Genomic DNA, 18,501 nt, shown 5'->3' with positions numbered 1-18,501 from the left:
GGAGGTGATCCAGCCGCAGGTTCTCCTACGGCTACCTTGTTACGACTTCACCCCAGTCATCTGTCCTGCCTTAGACGGCTCCCTCCCGAAGGTTAGGCCACCGGCTTTGGGCATTACAAACTCCCATGGTGTGACGGGCGGTGTGTACAAGACCCGGGAACGTATTCACCGCGGCGTGCTGATCCGCGATTACTAGCGATTCCGACTTCGTGCAGTCGAGTTGCAGACTGCAGTCCGAACTGAGACGTACTTTAAGAGATTAGCTCACCTTCGCAGGTTGGCAACTCGTTGTATACGCCATTGTAGCACGTGTGTAGCCCAGGTCATAAGGGGCATGATGATCTGACGTCGTCCCCGCCTTCCTCCGGTTTGTCACCGGCAGTCTCGCTAGAGTGCCCAACTGAATGCTGGCAACTAACAATAAGGGTTGCGCTCGTTGCGGGACTTAACCCAACATCTCACGACACGAGCTGACGACGACCATGCACCACCTGTCACTTTGTCTCCGAAGAGAACACTTCTATCTCTAAAAGCTTCAAAGGATGTCAAGACCTGGTAAGGTTCTTCGCGTTGCTTCGAATTAAACCACATGCTCCACCGCTTGTGCGGGTCCCCGTCAATTCCTTTGAGTTTCAACCTTGCGGTCGTACTCCCCAGGCGGAATACTTAATGCGTTAGCTTCGGCACTAAGAGGCGGAAACCTCCTAACACCTAGTATTCATCGTTTACGGTGTGGACTACCAGGGTATCTAATCCTGTTTGCTACCCACACTTTCGAGCCTCAACGTCAGTTGTTGTCCAGTAAGCCGCCTTCGCCACTGGTGTTCTTCCATATATCTACGCATTCCACCGCTACACATGGAGTTCCACTTACCTCTACAACACTCAAGTTAACCAGTTTCCAATGCCATTCCGGAGTTGAGCTCCGGGCTTTCACATCAGACTTAATCAACCGTCTGCGCTCGCTTTACGCCCAATAAATCCGGATAACGCTCGGGACATACGTATTACCGCGGCTGCTGGCACGTATTTAGCCGTCCCTTTCTGGTATGGTACCGTCAAACTAAAATCATTCCCTATTTTAGCATTTCTTCCCATACAACAGTGCTTTACGACCCGAAAGCCTTCATCACACACGCGGCGTTGCTCCATCAGGCTTGCGCCCATTGTGGAAGATTCCCTACTGCAGCCTCCCGTAGGAGTTTGGGCCGTGTCTCAGTCCCAATGTGGCCGATCAGTCTCTCAACTCGGCTATGCATCATCGTCTTGGTAAGCCTTTACCCCACCAACTAACTAATGCACCGCGGATCCATCTCTAGGTGACGCCGTAGCGCCTTTTAACTTGATATCATGCGATACTAAGTTTTATTCGGTATTAGCATCTGTTTCCAAATGTTATCCCCAGCCTTGAGGCAGGTTATCCACGTGTTACTCACCCGTTCGCCACTCGCTTGAAAGGTGCAAGCACCTCTCGCTGCGCGTTCGACTTGCATGTATTAGGCACGCCGCCAGCGTTCATCCTGAGCCAGGATCAAACTCTCAATTTAAATGAATTTAAATTCATTGTTTGAAGATGTACTCTTCGATTAAACTGACTAATTGCTATATCTCTATAACGACTATCCGTTTATTGTTTGTTACGAATTGACTTCGCAAATTTGTTTTTGTTATTACTGCTAATAACTAGTCACAGATTCGTTTGTTCAAAGTTTTGTTCAGTTTTCAATGTGCTACTTGTTGTCGCTGAGACAACTATATTATCTTATCAGCTTTCGCTGCCGTTGTCAACACTTTATTTCGTCGCTTACTTTCGCTCGCGTCGCTTTCGCTTTTTGACAACTTTATTACTATACTTTATTCTTCTCGCTTTGTCAACTACTTGCTCGCGTTCTTTTTCACTCGCTCACACCGTTGCTCTCTTTCGCTCTTAAGAACATATACTAATATACCAACCTTTTCCCCCCTCGTCAACTACTTCCTTTACTTTGTTTTTACTTCTGTACACTTTTTAATTTATAATCCATTTCGTTCTTTTTTTGATAGTATAATACGATGTATTTTAAATAATATTCGCTTTTAATCATTATAATAAAAAAGTAGCAACTAAAAGTTGCTACTTTTTTATTTTATGCGTGATGCCATCTTTGTCCTTGTGTCGTATCTTCTACAATAATACCCATGTCAGATAGTTGATCACGCAACTGATCAGAAAGATTAAAATCACGAACTGCGCGTGCTTGGACGCGCTTATCTAAAAGCGCCTGTGCTTCTGCAGATAAGGTTAAGTGTTCAGATAAACCATTAATACCAAAGACATTCATCAAATCAGCTATAGCATGTGTGAGTCGTGTTGCCGTATCTAACTTTATCTCATCGCGACTAGCATAGTTATTCGCTATGGTTACCAACTCAAAAATCGACGCGATAGCATTTTGCGTATTGAAATCATCATCCATAGCCTCTCTAAAATGACTGATATGTTCTGCGATCGCATAATCGACGCTGTCATCGTGTCCTGTTTTGGCTGTACGTATTCGGAAAAATACATTACGATACGCAGTTCGAATACGTTCTAATTCAGCACGTGCCTGTTCAAGCGTATCCGGCGTATAGTTAATCGATCGGCGATATTGTGTTGTTGCTAATAAATAACGTATGACCATTGGATCATCATAATGGGCTAACATATCATGCACTGTCGTAAAATTACCCAATGATTTCGACATTTTTTCATCGTTGACATTCACAAAACCATTATGTAACCAATAATTAACGAAAGTTTGACCTGTCCTAGCTTCAGATTGTGCGATTTCATTAGTGTGATGAGGAAAAGCTAAGTCAATGCCCCCGCCGTGAATATCGATAGTATCGGCTAAATACTTTTGTGCCATAACCGAGCATTCAATGTGCCAACCTGGCCGACCCTTACCCCAAGGAGAAACCCATGAAATCTCATCTGAACTATGGCTAGCCTTCCATACAGCAAAATCAATCGGATCTTCTTTACGTGTTAGCTCCTGATCATCTAATCTACCAGCCGCGTTAGCCTCCATCTCAGCTAAATCTTGATGGGCTAATATGCCATAGCCTTTGAATTTTTTAGCTCGAAAATAGACATCCCCTGCTGATTCATAAGCATAACCCTTATGAATCAAATCTTCAACAAACGCAATAATATCTGGAATCACCGCTGTTGCACGCGATCTTGTTGTTGCTGGCTTAATATTTAGTGGTATAGTATCCTCATCAAATGCCTGAGCATACTTGTCTGCGATTGTCATTTCGTCAACGCCTTCTTCACGTGCGCGTTGAATAATCTTATCATCAACATCGGTAAAGTTAGACACATAGTTTACTACGTAGCCACTATATTCTAAATAGCGGCGTATCACATCAAAGGCAATAGCTGACCGCGCATTGCCAATATGGATATAATTATAGACCGTGGGGCCACAAACATACATATTAACCTTACCTGGGGTAATAGCGTGGAAAGCTTCCTTCTCGCGTGACAAAGTATTGTATACGTGAATCATAGTAAACTCCTTTGAAAAAATAATTCTTCTTATCCTTTATTATACAGGAGCGCTCATTATTTCACTAATAAAACCCGTGCAACATCATATAATATTAAAATAAAAAACAGTTTCCTATAGGAAACTGTTTTTTTATTGCTTATTTTTCAGAAATTGAAGCAATACCAGGTAATTCTTTACCTTCAAGGTATTCTAATGAGGCGCCACCACCAGTTGAAATGTGTGATAACTTATCAGCCACACCCAACTGTTGTACTGCAGCAGTTGAATCACCACCACCAACGATTGTTGTACCACCATTTTCGGTCACTTTAACTAGTTCTTCACCAATTGCCAATGTTCCCTTGGCAAAATTAGGCATCTCGAACACACCCATTGGGCCGTTCCAAACAACTGTCTTGGCATCAGCTAAAGTATCTTGTAATAACTTGACTGACTTAGGCCCAATATCTAGACCCATATAGCCGTCAGGAATACCCGCTGTAGCATCAACAACTTCTGTTTTGGCATCGTTTGAAAAGGCATCAGCAGCAATTGAATCAACTGGCAAAACCAATTTGTCACCAGCTTCAGCCATCAATTCCTTAGCTAATTCAACTTTATCAGCTTCGAATAATGAATTACCAATCTTTTCACCCTTCGCAGCATCAAATGTATAAGCCATACCACCACCAACAATAACTTTGTCGGCTTTAGCCAAAAGTGACTTTACAATTTCGATCTTGTCTGACACTTTTGCACCACCAATGATAGCAACAAAAGGACGCACTGGATTGGCAACAGCATCACCCAAGAACTTGATTTCTTTTTCCATTAGGAAACCAGCAGCTGCTTGAGAAACATTTGATGCAATACCAACGTTTGAAGCATGGGCACGATGTGCTGTACCAAAGGCATCGTTGATGAACAAATCATCACCCAAGCCAGCCCAATACTTACCCAATTCAGGGTTATTCTTTGATTCGTTTTTGACTTCAACACCGTCAACAACGTCTTCAAAACGGGTGTTTTCAACCATCAACACTTCACCATCTTGCAAAGCATTGATTGCTGATTCTAATTCTTCACCACGTGTATGTGGTACGAACTTAACATTTTTACCTAGCAGTTCACCTAAGCGTGCAGCAACTGGCGCCAATGATAATTCTTTCTTATCATCTTCTGACTTGATACGACCCAAGTGTGAGAATAAAATTGCACGTCCGTTATTTTCCAAAACGTACTTAATTGTTGGCAAAGCTGCCACAATACGGTTATCGTTACCGATAACACCTGCCTTGATAGGCACGTTGAAGTCAACGCGCATCAATACTTTCTTACCTGAAAGTTCCAAATCTGAAACAGTCAATTTAGCCATGATAGCCTCCAAAATTTTATTGTTACATACTCATTATAAAACAAAAACTAGTCGTTGTGTTGTGATATGTGAAATGATAATCAAATTCTCACAAGTTTAACATGATTTGTTGGTAACCCTGCACGTTTCAAGTAATCAAAATTTGCATCTGTCATTCTAATTTCACCGATAGGTGACTGATGGTCAGTTAAAATCTGCCTTAATCTTGGTTGTAAATTACTTGCACTATCAGTTAGATTGTCAATTAGTGTTAATATCGTATGTTTTGGTACAAATGTTAATTCACGTCCAAATTGCGTGATATTTATCGTTTGATTAGTCTGCCGGTTAATAACAGCTGCAATATACTGTTCAGCAGATTCAAATTGTTGCCCATTAGCGTAGACAAAGTCACGCCTTTTATTGAAGTAAAAATCCCTGACAACTATCGCTTCATCACCAAAGAAAAATTCAGTTACAAGCAACTGACCATCACTAAAATACTGGGTCGCAAACCGTTTCCCATCGCGTTGATAGATGTCCTTGTAGTCAATTTGGCCGCGGCTGTCTTGCCAAGCTACCGCTTGAACAATACGTTTAGCATCGCTATACCAGCGCACTTTGGCTATTTCGCAACCAAAACTCATAATACTTTTTGTCCAATCAGCGTTGATAACAAAACGTGCATTGTTTGGGACTGGTAAGTCTGTCCACCAAATACCTTTTGTCTCATCTATAGCCGTCAAATACCGTTGCGCATAAATGTCAAAAACCTGATAAGGGGCTAAACCTAATTGCCTTGCTAAATAACTGGCATCTTCATGTGGCGTTGCCACCCACAGTTCTGAACTCTTACCCGTCCTGACTTGTTCAATTTGCCATGACACGCCAGGTAAGGCGCTATCAGACAAAGAATTGATAAGTTCAATTGTCATCGTAAATCACCTACCAATTTTTCCCATGCTGTACTAATTTGCTGATTTGTAAATGCTTTCGCTACGTTTTGTTGCCCAATAGACAATGTATCATATACAGTCAGTAAACGTCTCATAGCACGTGCCAAGGCGGCAACATTTTTATCTTTATCATCAGTGATTGGCACCAATATACCGTTCTCATTTGGCCGTATCAGTGTCTGAGCGCCATAGCTGTTTTGATAACTAACAATCGGCAACCCTTGTGCTATCGCTTCAACATAAGTTAGCCCAAAGCCCTCTGAATAAGAAGCTGAGACAAATGCATCGTAGGCTTGTAGTTCTTCTGATAAATTTTGACTCAGCCCGTTAATCTTGACACTGCCCGTCATTTGCTCATCATAGATGAGCCGACGAATATTTTGCTCATCTGCACCAGACCCATAAATGGTCAAGGTTGCCGATATACCATTCGCCTGTAGTTGAGCCAAAGCTAAAATAATATGACTAATATTTTTTTCCGCATGCAAGCGTGAAGCTGTTACAAATCGAATAGCATCCCCAGACAAATGGCGTGCCTTTGGCACGCGGTCAACACCACCAACTGGTATAGCATATAATTTATCGGAAATATTTGTATTTCCTAGAAAGGCTAGTTGCTTTAAAATATCTTGCTTCTGCAACATCGTTGAGACCACAACAGCATCTATTTGATCAAGATGGTCAAACAAATATTGATAATGGTTATTCCATAATAAATGACCACCTTGCTTTGAAACAAAATGTGCAGCGTGAATAATCGCAACAATTTTCAAATTGATTTGCTGTGACTTAAGCTGCACAAGCACCTCCTCATTATCACTACCACGATCAATAAAGTAAACATTATGATGAAAGACGCGCTCTAATTGCTGATAAAAGAAAAGTAAGAGTGCTTCATAAGTTGCAAAAAAATAATCATCCTCATAAAAATGATTGAGGTGTATATTGACCATTCGCTTATGATTCCCTGTACCTAAATAATGCCAACTCATTTGATGTTGGCCATTTTTTAGGATGACACGATGATCAACATTAATCTCACGTGATGTTGACGAATCATAAAAACGTTTTTTATATGTCGTTGCCTTAAAATTGCCCGTCGTCTGTCTGATAACCAGACGATGAACCCCCTTAGTATCATAGAGCACGTCTTCATGATAAGTATGTTGAAAAGCTTCGCCATCGCGTAAGTATTGCCTTGGATCATCACTTAAAAAAAAGTCATATAACCCAATAACATCGTTTTCAGCAATTTGCCATTCCGACATATGTTGATGCAGTTGTGGTAGGTAATCCGTAAAAATATATTTAAAAGGCAAGTTGCTTTCTTTGAATCTTGCAGCACGATAAAATTGTGCGTGCTCAACACCACTATTGCTATGTCCCATGCCTTTATTAACAAAAAAATGCATATTGCGCCTCCTAGTAAATCAAGATAATCACTGACTGTTGCAATGACTTACTTACGCGTGCTTGTTGACATTATCATAGCATAAAAGCGATAACCTCTAAATAAGAAGTCATCGCTTTTATCAGTCTTGAACATTACTTTTGATTATTCAAAATTTTTTTAACTTGTTGTGCTTGTAGGCTGGCAGCTTTATCTGGGTCAGTTTTAGCTAAGGCCGCTAACTGTTGCTGTTGCATTGCCATTGCTGCTTTCTCTTCTGCAGATTTTGGCGTCATCTTAGCTGGTAAAGCTTTCGCTTGTTCAGGCGTCATGGCTACCCATGTATCTGGTACTTGATACACAATGTGATAATTTTTAAGTTGATGATTGTTATCCGCTATACCGAACAGTAAACGATATAAATCTGTTTTATAAACGTAACGCGTTGTTTTAACAATACGATAGGCTTTATTACCAGCAACAGACACTTGGCGTGATGATGTTTTCAGGTCAGGTTTTGAAACTGTTACTCGACTAGCTGTTGCGGATGACTTATAAATATAAGCATTTTCTTTACCATCACTACCGACACCTTGATAAAGTAAAACACCAAAAGTTTGTTCAGCAGGGCCAGCAGAATAAATTTCTTTTTTGACAGTTGTTGTTTCCGTCTTCATCCCATAATGATCATGCATGTTTGCTACAATAGCAACGACACTGGCAATGAGACCAGCAAACATGATAATTGTCACCAAATAACGTAAAATAGGCCTTTTCATGACCATATTAGCCCAGAAAGCTAGGATTGCAAAAATCGCCATAATTAAAATAATCATGTTATCTATCCTCCTTAGCTGGTGTATTAATTTTCCCACTATGCAGCAAGAAGGTAATCAACAAGGCTACCACCGCAAAAGCTGCTGCCAGTAAAAATGATGCATGGAAACCATTAAGTGTTGCATCAAGCGCTTTTTGACCAAATGCTAACGGGTCCTGTCCTTTTAAGCTTGATTTAGGCATATTATCCTTTGTGACAGATTGCATCACAGAAGCAAGGACCGCTGTCCCCAATGATGAGGCAACCTGACGCATGGTGTTGTTCGCTGCAGTACCTTGGGCAGCAGTTTTAGGTGACAGTGCGCCCATCGCTGAAGCAGTCAGCGGCATCATTGTCATCGCAATACCAAACATACGTAATGTATAGAATGCTGTAATATAAAATGTTGGTGTATCTGCTGTCATGTAGAACAATGGTACTGTCCCAATAATCAAAATAGCAAACCCTGTCATGGCTAGTCGTTTAGCACCATGCTTATCATAAAAGGCACCAGCAATTGGTGACACGATACCCATCATTAGCGCACCGGGCAATAAAGTTAAGCCAGAATTCAATGGTGTTAAGCCTCTAATATTTTGCATATAAATTGGCAAAACCATTTCAACACCAATCATTGCCATCATAGCTAACGACACTAGAATCGTCGTAATGGTAAACTGCTTTGATTTGAAAACGGACATATCTAAGAAAGGCTTGTCCATCTTAGATTGATGCCACATAAATTCAATGACAATCAATAAACCAACAACAAGTGGCAGGATCACCTTGACACTACCCCAACCATTTGAAGCAACCATAGCAAATCCATAAAGTACTAATCCGAAACCAAATGTTGACTCAATCAATGATCGCACATTTAAGGTGACTTTTTGAGTTGGTAATACATCGTGAAAAAGGAAGATAGACGCAATCATCACAACAATAACAACTGGCAGAACGACACCAAAAATTGAACGCCAAGAATTAACGAGTGTCAATCCTAAAATTGTATGATCTTTTTCTAAAATCCAACCTGACATTGTTGGGCCAATAGCTGGTGCCATACCGATTACCAAGCCACCCAGACCCATGGCTTTACCACGTGATTCCGCATCAAACAAAGACAAAGAAACTACCTGCATTAGTGGCATCAAAACACCAACAGCCATCGCCTGCAAGACACGGGCAACCATTAACAGCCAAAATGCATTAGTTGGTGTCACGAAAGCAACAAATGTCCCTACCGTAAATAAAGCCAAAGCTGATAAATACAGTGTTTTTGTCGGAATCCTTGTCGTTAAGAATGCTGAGACTGGCACCATAATACCGTTAGCCATCAAAAAGATAGTCGTTAGCCATTGCACAGTAGAAGCATTAACATCAAATGCTTTCATCAATGCAGGTAATGCTGTTCCTAATGCTGTCTGCATCAACATTACTGAAAAGACACCAACCAGCAAAACCATCATCATCGCCATGCGATTGACTGGTTTGCCATGGGTGTCACGTATTTCATCACTCATGTTTATTATTCCTTTAATTAAATTATTATATTGTCTGAGTCGCCATCATTTAACGACCATGTTCAATATGATACGCTTAACAAAATAGATTGTCAACAAAGTTGACAATCTATTATAAATTTTTTATTGTGACTTGTTGCACATCATGATACTGGTTTAGTTGTACAATGGCATTGGCGTATTGACGACTGGGTAAGATAAACTTTTCAAGGTTTACCTGATTAGTTTCGTCCCACGTTTGCATCACTAAATCCGTTAAATCACCTAAAGGCATTTTGGTATATTGATACCGCCAAGACGTTGGATCAGCCTTGGCTAAGGCTGTCATTTCTAATGTCCGTGACAGGTACCATGCCTTAATATCATTTAAATCAGCCTCTAAATAAATTTTATAATCTAAATGCATCAATTGTAGGGCCACAACGCCTTCCACAATTAATATTTTAGGTCTAGTTATTGTCTGCAATTGTTTCGGATCTATGTCGGCAATTTCTTGATTATACTGTGGGATAGTAACAGTCTCATGGCCATCATAAAAATCACGTATCACTTGATTTAACCGCACTAAATCATAAGTCTGAGGAAAGCCCTTTTCATTGAAAATGTCCTTCTCAGTCAACAATGCATTAGACATTAAGAAGTCATCCGTACTAATAATTGCTGTGGTTACATCGAACTGTTTAGCCAATAAACTCGCAAAAGTACTTTTACCCACAGCTACAGAACCAGCAATACCTACTGTCATAAAAGTCCCGTCATATTTTTTTAACAGATCGGCAATCAAGGTATTCATGACTCAACCTCATACAATTTTTCAGGAACATGATCTAGCAAACAAGAGGCTTGCTTTTCGGCTAATAATGTCAAACTATGCATTGCGCGACTGGCGACAGTATACAGCAAACGCCTTTCTGAATCCTGCCCATAACGTGTATTATCTGCGTGCCAGATAATAACGGCATCAAATTCCAATCCCTTAGCTAAGTAGGATGGCACAATAATGGTTTCCTGTGCCAAACGCTGATTCTCTGATTGAATCAATGTCACACTGGTATCTTGTAGCTGCTCGGACAGCAACTGAGCATCTGCCAACGTCTTTGTAATAATGGCTGTCGTATCGTGTTGCTGTGAATACTCAGTTAATTGTTGCTGCAATTGATGTAACATGTCAGCTTCATTTGGTGACAACTTAACTCTAGGTTTTTGCCCTGAACGGTTGAAAGCCTCAATATTTTGGCCACCTTTGAGAATATATTTCGTAAAGTCAGTAATTTGCTGTGTCGAACGATATGTTTGCGTTAAGTTGACACGCTCAACACGGTCACTATCGAACAACTTAGCAAAATCACGCGACAAGTTATTCGCATTATCTTTCGTAAAAATTGCTTGATTTAAATCACCCAACACGGTGAATTTTGCCCGCGGAAAACTGAATTTCAGAAAAGCCAATTGAAATGGTGTGTAATCTTGAATTTCATCAATAAATAGGAAACGAATATCTCTTTCCCCTGTTTTACCAGTAATTAAATCATACAAATAAAGATATAGTGTTGTGTCAGTTAGCGATAACTGTTTATTTTTCAAATTATCGATGACTGTCTCAACGTGTTGCTGCCACTCAGATAAAGTTAGGTCAAACTGCGCTAAATCTAAGTAATTTGGTAATTGACGTAACAAGTCAACGAATTGGGCATTAATATTTAAAAAACTACCGCGTCTGATTTGACGCGCTAACGGTTTCAGTGCTTGCGTAACAATTTGGCGAGATAAGAATTGGCGTTCGGCCTTTTCACTAGCAAATTCACGCGCCTTAGGGCCATCCCCCAGTTGCGCTTGACGTGTCCGCGAAGCGGCGTCATTTTCTTGATCATCGCCAACACGCACTTTCCCAGCACCCACTAATGTATCATATTCTTGCTTGGACAAATTCTCAATGGCAAGTTCAACCCAATCTTTGCGCATTTCTGACCCAATGCGCGCACTCAAACTACGCATGAGTGTATCACGCGTGGCGTCCAGTCGTTGGCTCAATTTATAGTTATCATTGTATTGATAATAAATTTCTGCAATACGTGTCTTAGAAATTAAGGGTTCGCCACGGAACATCAGCGATCGCAATTTTAAATCTTTACGGTTCAAGTGTTGGGCATAGGCTGTAACAGCATCAAACATTGCTAAGCTCCCCTTAGCTAAAGCGATTGTGGATGAAGTTTGATCTTCTTCAAAACGCGCTTGCAACGTCTCAACTGCCATTTTTGGCAATCGTCGTGATGCATACTGATAAAAAGTCATTTGCACCATGTTTTGTTCACCTAATTCTGGTAAAACATTATCAATATAGTCGTTGAATAATTGGTTTGGACTGAATAACACAACTTGGCCTGACGTTAATTTACCACGATAACGATACAATAAGTAAGCTACACGTTGTAGAACAGCTGCCGTTTTTCCTGATCCAGCGGCACCTTGAACAAATAGCAAATCAGCGGCAGTATTACGAATAATTTTGTTTTGCTCTTTTTGGATTGTGGTGACAATAGATTTCATTTTAGTTGATGATTCACCCGATAAGGCGCTCATCAACATCGCATCACCTATAGCTTCTTCCGTATCAAACAATGTAACAATCACGCCATCTTCAATCTGGAATTGCCGTTTTAATGTGACGTGCGCACGCTGAGAACCATCAGGGGTTAAATAGGCCACATCACCTATACCACCGTCATAATAAATAGACGCCACCGGCGCACGCCAATCATAGACTAAAAATTTGTTGTTATCGTCACTAAAAGAGCTCAAGCCAATATAGATTGTTTCTGCTTCACCACTGTCCGTAGCTGATTCGCTGAAGTCAATACGAGCAAAATAGGGTTTGTCAATTTGCTGCGTCAAAGTTGTAAAACGATGTTCTGCCCGCGTTTTTGAATTCTCACGTTCAGACAACATTTGCTGTTGCTGACGGATAGAAGCCGCTGTTTCGACAATACCAGAATAAGTATCTGTTTTTAGTCGCACGTCACCCCAACTCTGAGATACAGTGTCAATATGCTTATTGGTACGTTTGATCTCAGCTGCTGTCGTTTTAAGCGACTTTTCCATAGCTTTCAGCGTTTTGTTAAGATATTGTGTTTCATCAATTTTGATTTGATTATCCAATGTGCATCTCGCTCTCTTAAAAATTAAGTGTTTTAATTATACGCTTTATCAGAGTAGAATACAAAAAAGTGAGCAGTTTATCTAAAAAATAAACTGCTCACCCGCACAATATAAAAAGCCGCAACCGAAGTTGCGACTTGATATAGCTCGTGAGAGAATCGAACTCTCGATTCCGCCGTGAAAGGGCAGCGTCTTAGCCACTTGACCAACGAGCCATGGTCAGTGATGTCTGTATTGCTATCAGACAACTATATTAGTATAGCAAGAAAAAATAATCACGTCAACACTTTTTTTAAAAAATAACGCATCTCTGAATTCAGAGATAGTCTGTATGGTAAAAAAGCGCTATTTTTTAGGCTTTAATGTCATTAGCTTAGTCGGATCTATTGGCTTTCTATCTGACAACGTGTCATGTTTATAATATTGCCAAGGTCTCTCTGGATTGAATTCGGGATCAGTTGTCAATGGTAACCCATTCCGAAACCGCGTCAGTAACCAGTTTTCCAGTGGTTTAGGGATAGCTAATGTCTCAAATTCACTTGGTGACAACGCATAGCGAATACTTTTTTCATCGTTTGCAACGATTTTTTCGACCCAGTTAGGGTCAATAATGAGTTGACGTCCTAACGCAGCAAAAGTTGCGCCCAAATCCATTAGCGCTTCAACCTGACCTGGTTGCTTAAGTAGACCAGCAACCATAATAGGATACTGATCCGGCAAAGCTTGACGATAGCGTGACACAATCGGCGTGGTATCCTTCTTATCTCGAAAGGACGTCTGGGTTGCATCTTTTAACGATAAGTGTAAATAATCAACCGGTAACTGTGTCAGTTTTTGGGCAAAAGCAATTGAATCAGTTAGACTGATACCCGGCGTCGTTGATTCTTCGGGAGACTGTCGATACCCTAGCAGAAAGGGCTTTTCCGCATATTTTTTAATCGTTTGCGCTACTTTTGCCGTCACCGCCAAACCAAAACGGCTTCTTTTATCGCGCGTACCACCCCATATATCTTCACGTCGATTACTTTCTGGCGAGAAGAATTGCTGAAGGAGATAAAGATTGGCACCATGAATTTCAACACCATCAAACCCAGCTAAAATCGCACGTTTTGTGGCTTGCGCAAAGTCGTTTATATTTTGCGCAATCTCCTCATGCGATAAGGCACGTGGCTGCTCGTGTTCGCCATGTGGGTAAGCTTGAGCGGAAGCCGAAACCGGTTGTTCGCCACGCAATATGGTTGTCGTTGATTGTCGCCCAGCAGCAACTAGCTGCAATACCGCTTTGGCACCACCCGATTGGATAGCACTTGCTAAGCGTCTTAAGCCAGGTATTTTATCATCATCAGCAATGCTGATTGCGCCTTCCCAGCCACGACCCAATGGGTTAACATAAGCTGCTTCAGCAATAACTAATCCGACACCTTTTGAGCGTAATTGATAGTAAGCAAGTTCGTCAGTTGTCACGCTGCCATCTTCAAAAGAAGCTCGCAAAGTCGTTGGTGCCATAACCACACGATTTTTCAAGGTAATGGCTTTATTTGGGAAAATAAAATTGTCTAAAAAATCATAATTCATCTGCATTGTTCTATTATAATCCTAAAAAATGTATAGCTACTTATTTTTTACCTAATACAAGCGTTTTTAATTGATTAAAGTTGTGCTGCATGATTTTTTCGTATCTGAGCCACTGTTGCTCGTGCTGCATAAAATAGACCGCTTCAGTCAATTGACTGTACAACGCCTTAGATTGTGCAATTTGGTTAGATCTAAGCGCAACTATAATACTGGTCATTTTTTTCAATGCATTGGCATGCCAACTAAATTCTTGTGACGGTACTTGTAATAAATGTCGTGCTATGTCGTCAGCAGCAGCAAACTGTTGTACCTGTAATGCAGCAATTATCATTTTATAGTGTAATTCAACTAAACTGTCCAAGATAAATGGTTGACTGTCACCGGATAATGTTGAAAAGTGCTGTCTTTTTGTTAAGTTATTAACAATTTGATTATAGCGTAATTTTACTTGTTCATAAGGTAAATAAAGCATTGTATTTAAAAATATTCTGATTTCATTTTTTTCACAATATTTTGTTGTCCCAATAATCTCTTGTATCGTCGCGCGCATGTTTTGGATATACTGCTCTTCTTCTTGTGCACTGGCTGTTAAATTAATCCGATGGAGCACTTGCAATATCGGCCCAACACGATGTGAATTTTGATATAAACTGACGGCTTGTGTCACGCTATCAGTTAAAGACACAAACTGTCCAGAGATCACTTCAGCGATCTCATTTTCAGGACGCAATAACATGGCATAAGTTAAGAACTCATCGAAATCAACCCCCAAAGCCGTAACAATTGACATCAGTCTTGTCATTGCTAAATCACCTTCACCATTGAGATAAGCATAGAACCGACTACGCGAAATGTTGGCTTCCGTCAATATCTCTTTGACGGATATATTTTTTTCATGAAAAAAATATTTCAAAGCATCACTATAATAATTTTTTCCCGCCTGCATTTGTCCCATAATTGCCCCCTAAAAAACTGTTATCACATAACAATTATTATAAGTATACCTAGCTAACAATAGCCCTGTCAAACAATTAGTGAAAAAAATAACACAAAAAAGAGCTACGATTGTAGCTCTTTTAATACAATAGTATGCTTCTAATTAATACCAACCTGTAGCTTGTGAATGTGCCCAAGCATTTTCAGCTGTACCATAACGCGCTGAAATGTATGACTTCATGGCATTCAATTGATCATTGTAATCAGTTGAGTTACCACCGTATACGGCACGAGCTTGTGGTGACAATTGACCAATACCGAAATATTGTCCATTGGCTGCGTTAACATTGCCACCTGACTCACGAGCAATCAAAGCATCTAAAGCAGCAGAAGAAGTGGCTTGTGGTGCAGATACTTGTTGTACTGGTGCTGGTGCTGCAACAGCCTGTTGTACTGGTGCTTCAACTTTAGCAGCAGGTGCAACAACTTGTTGTGCTGGTTGTGCAGTTGCTGCCTTTTCCGCGAAACTCAAATGTTGACCAACAACAATCATGTTCACATCGCTAATGTTATTGTTTGATGCAATTTTTTCAACCGTTGTGTTGAATTCTGATGATAACTTATTTAATGTATCACCTGACTTAACAATATAATCTGTAGGTAAGTTTTGGTTTGTTGTGTCCGCATTGGCGTTTGAAGCACCGAATGCAAATGCACCTGCAACACCTGCAGCAATTGTTAATGACTTTTTAAAACTAAACATGTAATTTTGACCTCTTATATATTTATTTACTTACGTTGTGTTCTTACGTTATGTACAATATTCTATGCTCGAAATATAATAGCCAAACATCGGAACCGTTTCAGTTATATTACGGTCTGTTATTTATTAAACATAATGGTATATATGTGTTTAATAAATAACCTTTAATTGCAGTTTTGGTGTTTCTGGTAACTGATTGTGTGCTTTAAAATACGATACCAACATATCTTGAATCGTCTCATCCCCACTAAAAATCGTTTCAGCATCGCGATAGGCTGTGTAATCGCCACCACCAGCAGCACGATAACTGTTCATCGCGACCGTAAATAAATCACTATCCGCAACCGCCTGACCATCAAAGCTTAGTTCTGTGATACGTTGTCCTACTGGTTGCTTAACATCAATGGTATAACTAATGCCAAATGCCAAATCATAGTTGTAGTGTTCAACCTTAGGGTATAGCCACGATGGATTAACTGTCAGCTTGCCGGATTCAAGTACAAAATAATCCGCAGTATGCTCAAGCGCTGTTTTTAATGCTAAACCGCTAACACGTTTGGTGACTAACGTATTGTCAAACGGATAATTTTGTAAGATTTGACGTAATGTGAGGTTGGCTGGTAATTCTGATGGATTATTATTCAAACTGACAAGCGCAATGTCAGCTTGCGTTGCAGAAAGCTCAACATGCGCAATCCATTGTAATATATCATTACCAAATTGTGCCAGCGCTAAAGGTTGCGCTAGTGGTATGGCACTTGTTAATTGCGTAATTGGTTGATCCAGCCACCTTTGGACACGTTCATTGAGTGGCGCCAAAGCCGTTATAATGTCGGGACGAGCTGTATGACCTACTGATGTCGTTGTGGCATTAAATACCCATTCAGTATCATGCTTCGTGCCAATAATTTCTGCATACATACGTGCTTGATTCGGCATTTGTAATGTTAAAACCCCATTAACAACTTGTGGTGCAACATTGCCGTGCTGATGCCCTGTTAATAAGATATCTAAATCCAGCTGTTCTGTGAGTTGATAAGCAATATTTTCATCTGTTTGACTCAATTGTTGTCCCGTAACTAAATCACGCTCGTACCCACCATGATAAACCCCGACAACAACATCCGCATTTTCTCTCAAATACATCACTGTTTTTTGTGCTTTAATGCGTGGTGACTCAATACGAATACCAGCCAAATGTTCAGGATTTTCCCAGATATTAATATAATCAGTCACCAGACCAATCAACCCAACGGTCGTGCCATCAGCTAATGTTTTGATTTGTGCTGGGTACAGTGTTTCACCATTGCTGTCTGTAACATTTTCAGCAATAACCGTTGCGTTTAATTGTGACAAATGTTTCTCTAGCGCATGATAGCCGTAGTTAAAATCATGATTTCCCAAAGTAACGTAATCATACTCGGCAAGATTCATTGCGGTTGTCACCGCATCTATATCCTGGTGTTGCTGTAGGTACTGTAACATTGGTGAGCCCTGATACATATCGCCACCATCAATCATGATTGTGTTCCCATCCTTGTGGAAATTATAAGCAGCATTGGCCATACCAAGTGACTGATTACCTGATTGTATATAATCTGTTGGTAATAAGTAACCGTGAACATCTGACGTATAATACAATTTAAAGTGTTTCATCATTTTCTCCTAAAAAAAGACGACCTAACTGTCGTCCCCTTAATATTTAACCATGTAGAATTTTATGTCTCAGCTTATCTGATAAAATTTCTACCACGAAAACGAGAACAAACAGGCCAATTAAAATCGCCCCTACTTGATGCCAATGGTAAGCACTTAAGGCAAAAATCATTGGTGCGCCAATCCCTCCAGCACCAACTAACCCCAAAATTGTTGCTTCTCTCAGATTCATATCAAAACGATAGACTAAAATCGAAATGAAATCAGGCCCAAGCTGTGGTAAAACACCATATCGTATTTTTTGAAAAAGTGTTGATCCAAAAGCATCTAATGACTCTAAAATACCCGAGTCCAAATCTTCAATCGTCTCAATAAATAGTTTAGAAATCATGCCGATTGATACAATGGCCAACGTCATAACCCCTGCAAAGGGTCCCGGCCCAGTCACACGAATAAACATTAACCCGTACACTAATGATGGGATAGTCCGTATAGCCATAATAATGAACCGCGTGACTAACACAACTGGTTTTGGCACAATATTAGTCGCTGAGATAAAAGATAGTGGCACAGCAATGATTGCCCCAACCAACGTACCCAAGAAAGCAATGGCAATCGTTTGTAGAATTAAATACATCACACCACTATCGCCTAAACCAAATAATAAGCTAGTATCTGGTGTGAATATACCTGTTAAAATATTTTTCCCAATGTCAAAACCTTTTGTTGTCATTTGGGCCCCACCCAAAGCGGGTGAAGCGGACAACAGTAAGATGAGCAAAATTATAATTGTAACAGCATATTGTAGACCACGCCGTGGTTCTTTACTGAGAACTGACTCTAATTTCTTATTCACG

13 protein-coding genes, 1 tRNA gene and 1 rRNA gene (1 of these 15 only partly in view) are annotated in these 18,501 nt (G+C 40.4%); all 15 read right to left on the bottom strand.

The genetic code is table 11. The features are described 5' to 3' along the window. Positions 1 to 1,547, bottom strand: a 16S ribosomal RNA gene (locus FAZ25_RS03640) (it extends 3 nt beyond the left edge of the window). A gap of 579 nt (positions 1,548 to 2,126) precedes the next feature. After that, positions 2,127 to 3,536: a cysteine--tRNA ligase gene (gene cysS / locus FAZ25_RS03635; RefSeq protein WP_040190662.1), complete on the bottom strand. Its 1,410-nt coding sequence runs from the start codon at positions 3,534 to 3,536 to the stop codon at positions 2,127 to 2,129. Positions 3,537 to 3,675: 139 nt separating this feature from the next. Further along, complete coding sequence (pgk, locus tag FAZ25_RS03630; RefSeq protein ID WP_004904976.1) at positions 3,676 to 4,893, bottom strand: phosphoglycerate kinase; 1,218 nt, start codon at positions 4,891 to 4,893, stop codon at positions 3,676 to 3,678. A gap of 80 nt (positions 4,894 to 4,973) precedes the next feature. Continuing rightward, positions 4,974 to 5,807 carry a glycosyl transferase gene (locus tag FAZ25_RS03625; protein WP_048801663.1) on the bottom strand — a complete coding sequence of 278 codons (834 nt, stop codon included), beginning with the start codon at positions 5,805 to 5,807 and terminating at the stop codon, positions 4,974 to 4,976. Continuing rightward, complete coding sequence (locus tag FAZ25_RS03620) at positions 5,804 to 7,240, bottom strand: glycosyltransferase (protein ID WP_040190665.1); 1,437 nt, start codon at positions 7,238 to 7,240, stop codon at positions 5,804 to 5,806. The genes FAZ25_RS03625 and FAZ25_RS03620 overlap by 4 nt, the downstream gene beginning before the upstream one ends. Positions 7,241 to 7,373: 133 nt before the next feature. Further along, complete coding sequence (locus FAZ25_RS03615; protein WP_004902027.1) at positions 7,374 to 8,054, bottom strand: DUF4811 domain-containing protein; 681 nt, start codon at positions 8,052 to 8,054, stop codon at positions 7,374 to 7,376. Position 8,055: 1 nt separating this feature from the next. Beyond that, positions 8,056 to 9,558 carry an MDR family MFS transporter gene (locus tag FAZ25_RS03610; protein ID WP_004904987.1) on the bottom strand — a complete coding sequence of 501 codons (1,503 nt, stop codon included), beginning with the start codon at positions 9,556 to 9,558 and terminating at the stop codon, positions 8,056 to 8,058. A gap of 112 nt (positions 9,559 to 9,670) precedes the next feature. Then, positions 9,671 to 10,351, bottom strand: coding sequence for a type I pantothenate kinase (locus tag FAZ25_RS03605; protein WP_004902031.1), 681 nt, complete (start codon positions 10,349 to 10,351; stop codon positions 9,671 to 9,673). Then, a complete protein-coding gene (gene helD / locus FAZ25_RS03600; protein ID WP_048801662.1) occupies positions 10,348 to 12,714 on the bottom strand; it encodes an RNA polymerase recycling motor HelD in 2,367 nt (788 codons plus the stop codon). The genes FAZ25_RS03605 and helD overlap by 4 nt, the downstream gene beginning before the upstream one ends. A 143-nt stretch (positions 12,715 to 12,857) precedes the next feature. Next, positions 12,858 to 12,929 (bottom strand) — tRNA-Glu (locus FAZ25_RS03595). 130 nt (positions 12,930 to 13,059) lie between these two features. Continuing rightward, the gene (locus FAZ25_RS03590) at positions 13,060 to 14,295 is read right to left on the bottom strand and encodes an NADH-dependent flavin oxidoreductase (RefSeq protein WP_048801661.1); all 1,236 of its coding nucleotides are present in this window, start codon (positions 14,293 to 14,295) and stop codon (positions 13,060 to 13,062) included. Positions 14,296 to 14,329: 34 nt separating this feature from the next. Next, a complete protein-coding gene (locus FAZ25_RS03585) occupies positions 14,330 to 15,244 on the bottom strand; it encodes a helix-turn-helix transcriptional regulator (RefSeq protein WP_004904992.1) in 915 nt (304 codons plus the stop codon). Between the two features lie 144 nt (positions 15,245 to 15,388). Beyond that, positions 15,389 to 15,988, bottom strand: a complete 600-nt coding sequence (locus FAZ25_RS03580; protein ID WP_004902041.1) for a LysM peptidoglycan-binding domain-containing protein — start codon at positions 15,986 to 15,988, stop codon at positions 15,389 to 15,391. 150 nt (positions 15,989 to 16,138) lie between these two features. Beyond that, on the bottom strand, positions 16,139 to 17,644 hold the full coding sequence (locus tag FAZ25_RS03575; RefSeq protein ID WP_048801660.1) for a bifunctional UDP-sugar hydrolase/5'-nucleotidase: 1,506 nt from the start codon (positions 17,642 to 17,644) through the stop codon (positions 16,139 to 16,141). A gap of 46 nt (positions 17,645 to 17,690) precedes the next feature. After that, the gene (gene phnE, locus FAZ25_RS03570; RefSeq protein WP_004902045.1) at positions 17,691 to 18,500 is read right to left on the bottom strand and encodes a phosphonate ABC transporter, permease protein PhnE; all 810 of its coding nucleotides are present in this window, start codon (positions 18,498 to 18,500) and stop codon (positions 17,691 to 17,693) included. Position 18,501 lies beyond the last annotated feature (1 nt).

Source organism: Leuconostoc sp. LN180020 (genome assembly GCF_014844115.1).
GTDB classification, from domain to species: Bacteria; Bacillota; Bacilli; order Lactobacillales; family Lactobacillaceae; genus Leuconostoc; species Leuconostoc citreum.
The sequence above is the reverse complement of the archived record's forward strand: the minus strand, read 5'-3'. Positions and strand labels throughout refer to the sequence as shown.

Bases quoted from the DNA above. Each gene is read 5' to 3' on its own strand.
- FAZ25_RS03590 (WP_048801661.1), bottom strand. From the start codon at position 14,295: ATGCAGATGAATTATGATTTTTTAGACAATTTTATTTTCCCAAATAAA.
- FAZ25_RS03605 (WP_004902031.1), bottom strand. From the start codon at position 10,351: ATGAATACCTTGATTGCCGATCTGTTAAAAAAATATGACGGGACTTTT.
- FAZ25_RS03575 (WP_048801660.1), bottom strand. From the start codon at position 17,644: ATGAAACACTTTAAATTGTATTATACGTCAGATGTTCACGGTTACTTA.
- FAZ25_RS03610 (WP_004904987.1), bottom strand. From the start codon at position 9,558: ATGAGTGATGAAATACGTGACACCCATGGCAAACCAGTCAATCGCATG.
- FAZ25_RS03585 (WP_004904992.1), bottom strand. From the start codon at position 15,244: ATGGGACAAATGCAGGCGGGAAAAAATTATTATAGTGATGCTTTGAAA.
- FAZ25_RS03625 (WP_048801663.1), bottom strand. From the start codon at position 5,807: ATGACAATTGAACTTATCAATTCTTTGTCTGATAGCGCCTTACCTGGC.
- FAZ25_RS03620 (WP_040190665.1), bottom strand. From the start codon at position 7,240: ATGCATTTTTTTGTTAATAAAGGCATGGGACATAGCAATAGTGGTGTT.
- cysS (WP_040190662.1), bottom strand. From the start codon at position 3,536: ATGATTCACGTATACAATACTTTGTCACGCGAGAAGGAAGCTTTCCAC.
- pgk (WP_004904976.1), bottom strand. From the start codon at position 4,893: ATGGCTAAATTGACTGTTTCAGATTTGGAACTTTCAGGTAAGAAAGTA.
- FAZ25_RS03580 (WP_004902041.1), bottom strand. From the start codon at position 15,988: ATGTTTAGTTTTAAAAAGTCATTAACAATTGCTGCAGGTGTTGCAGGT.
- FAZ25_RS03615 (WP_004902027.1), bottom strand. From the start codon at position 8,054: ATGATTATTTTAATTATGGCGATTTTTGCAATCCTAGCTTTCTGGGCT.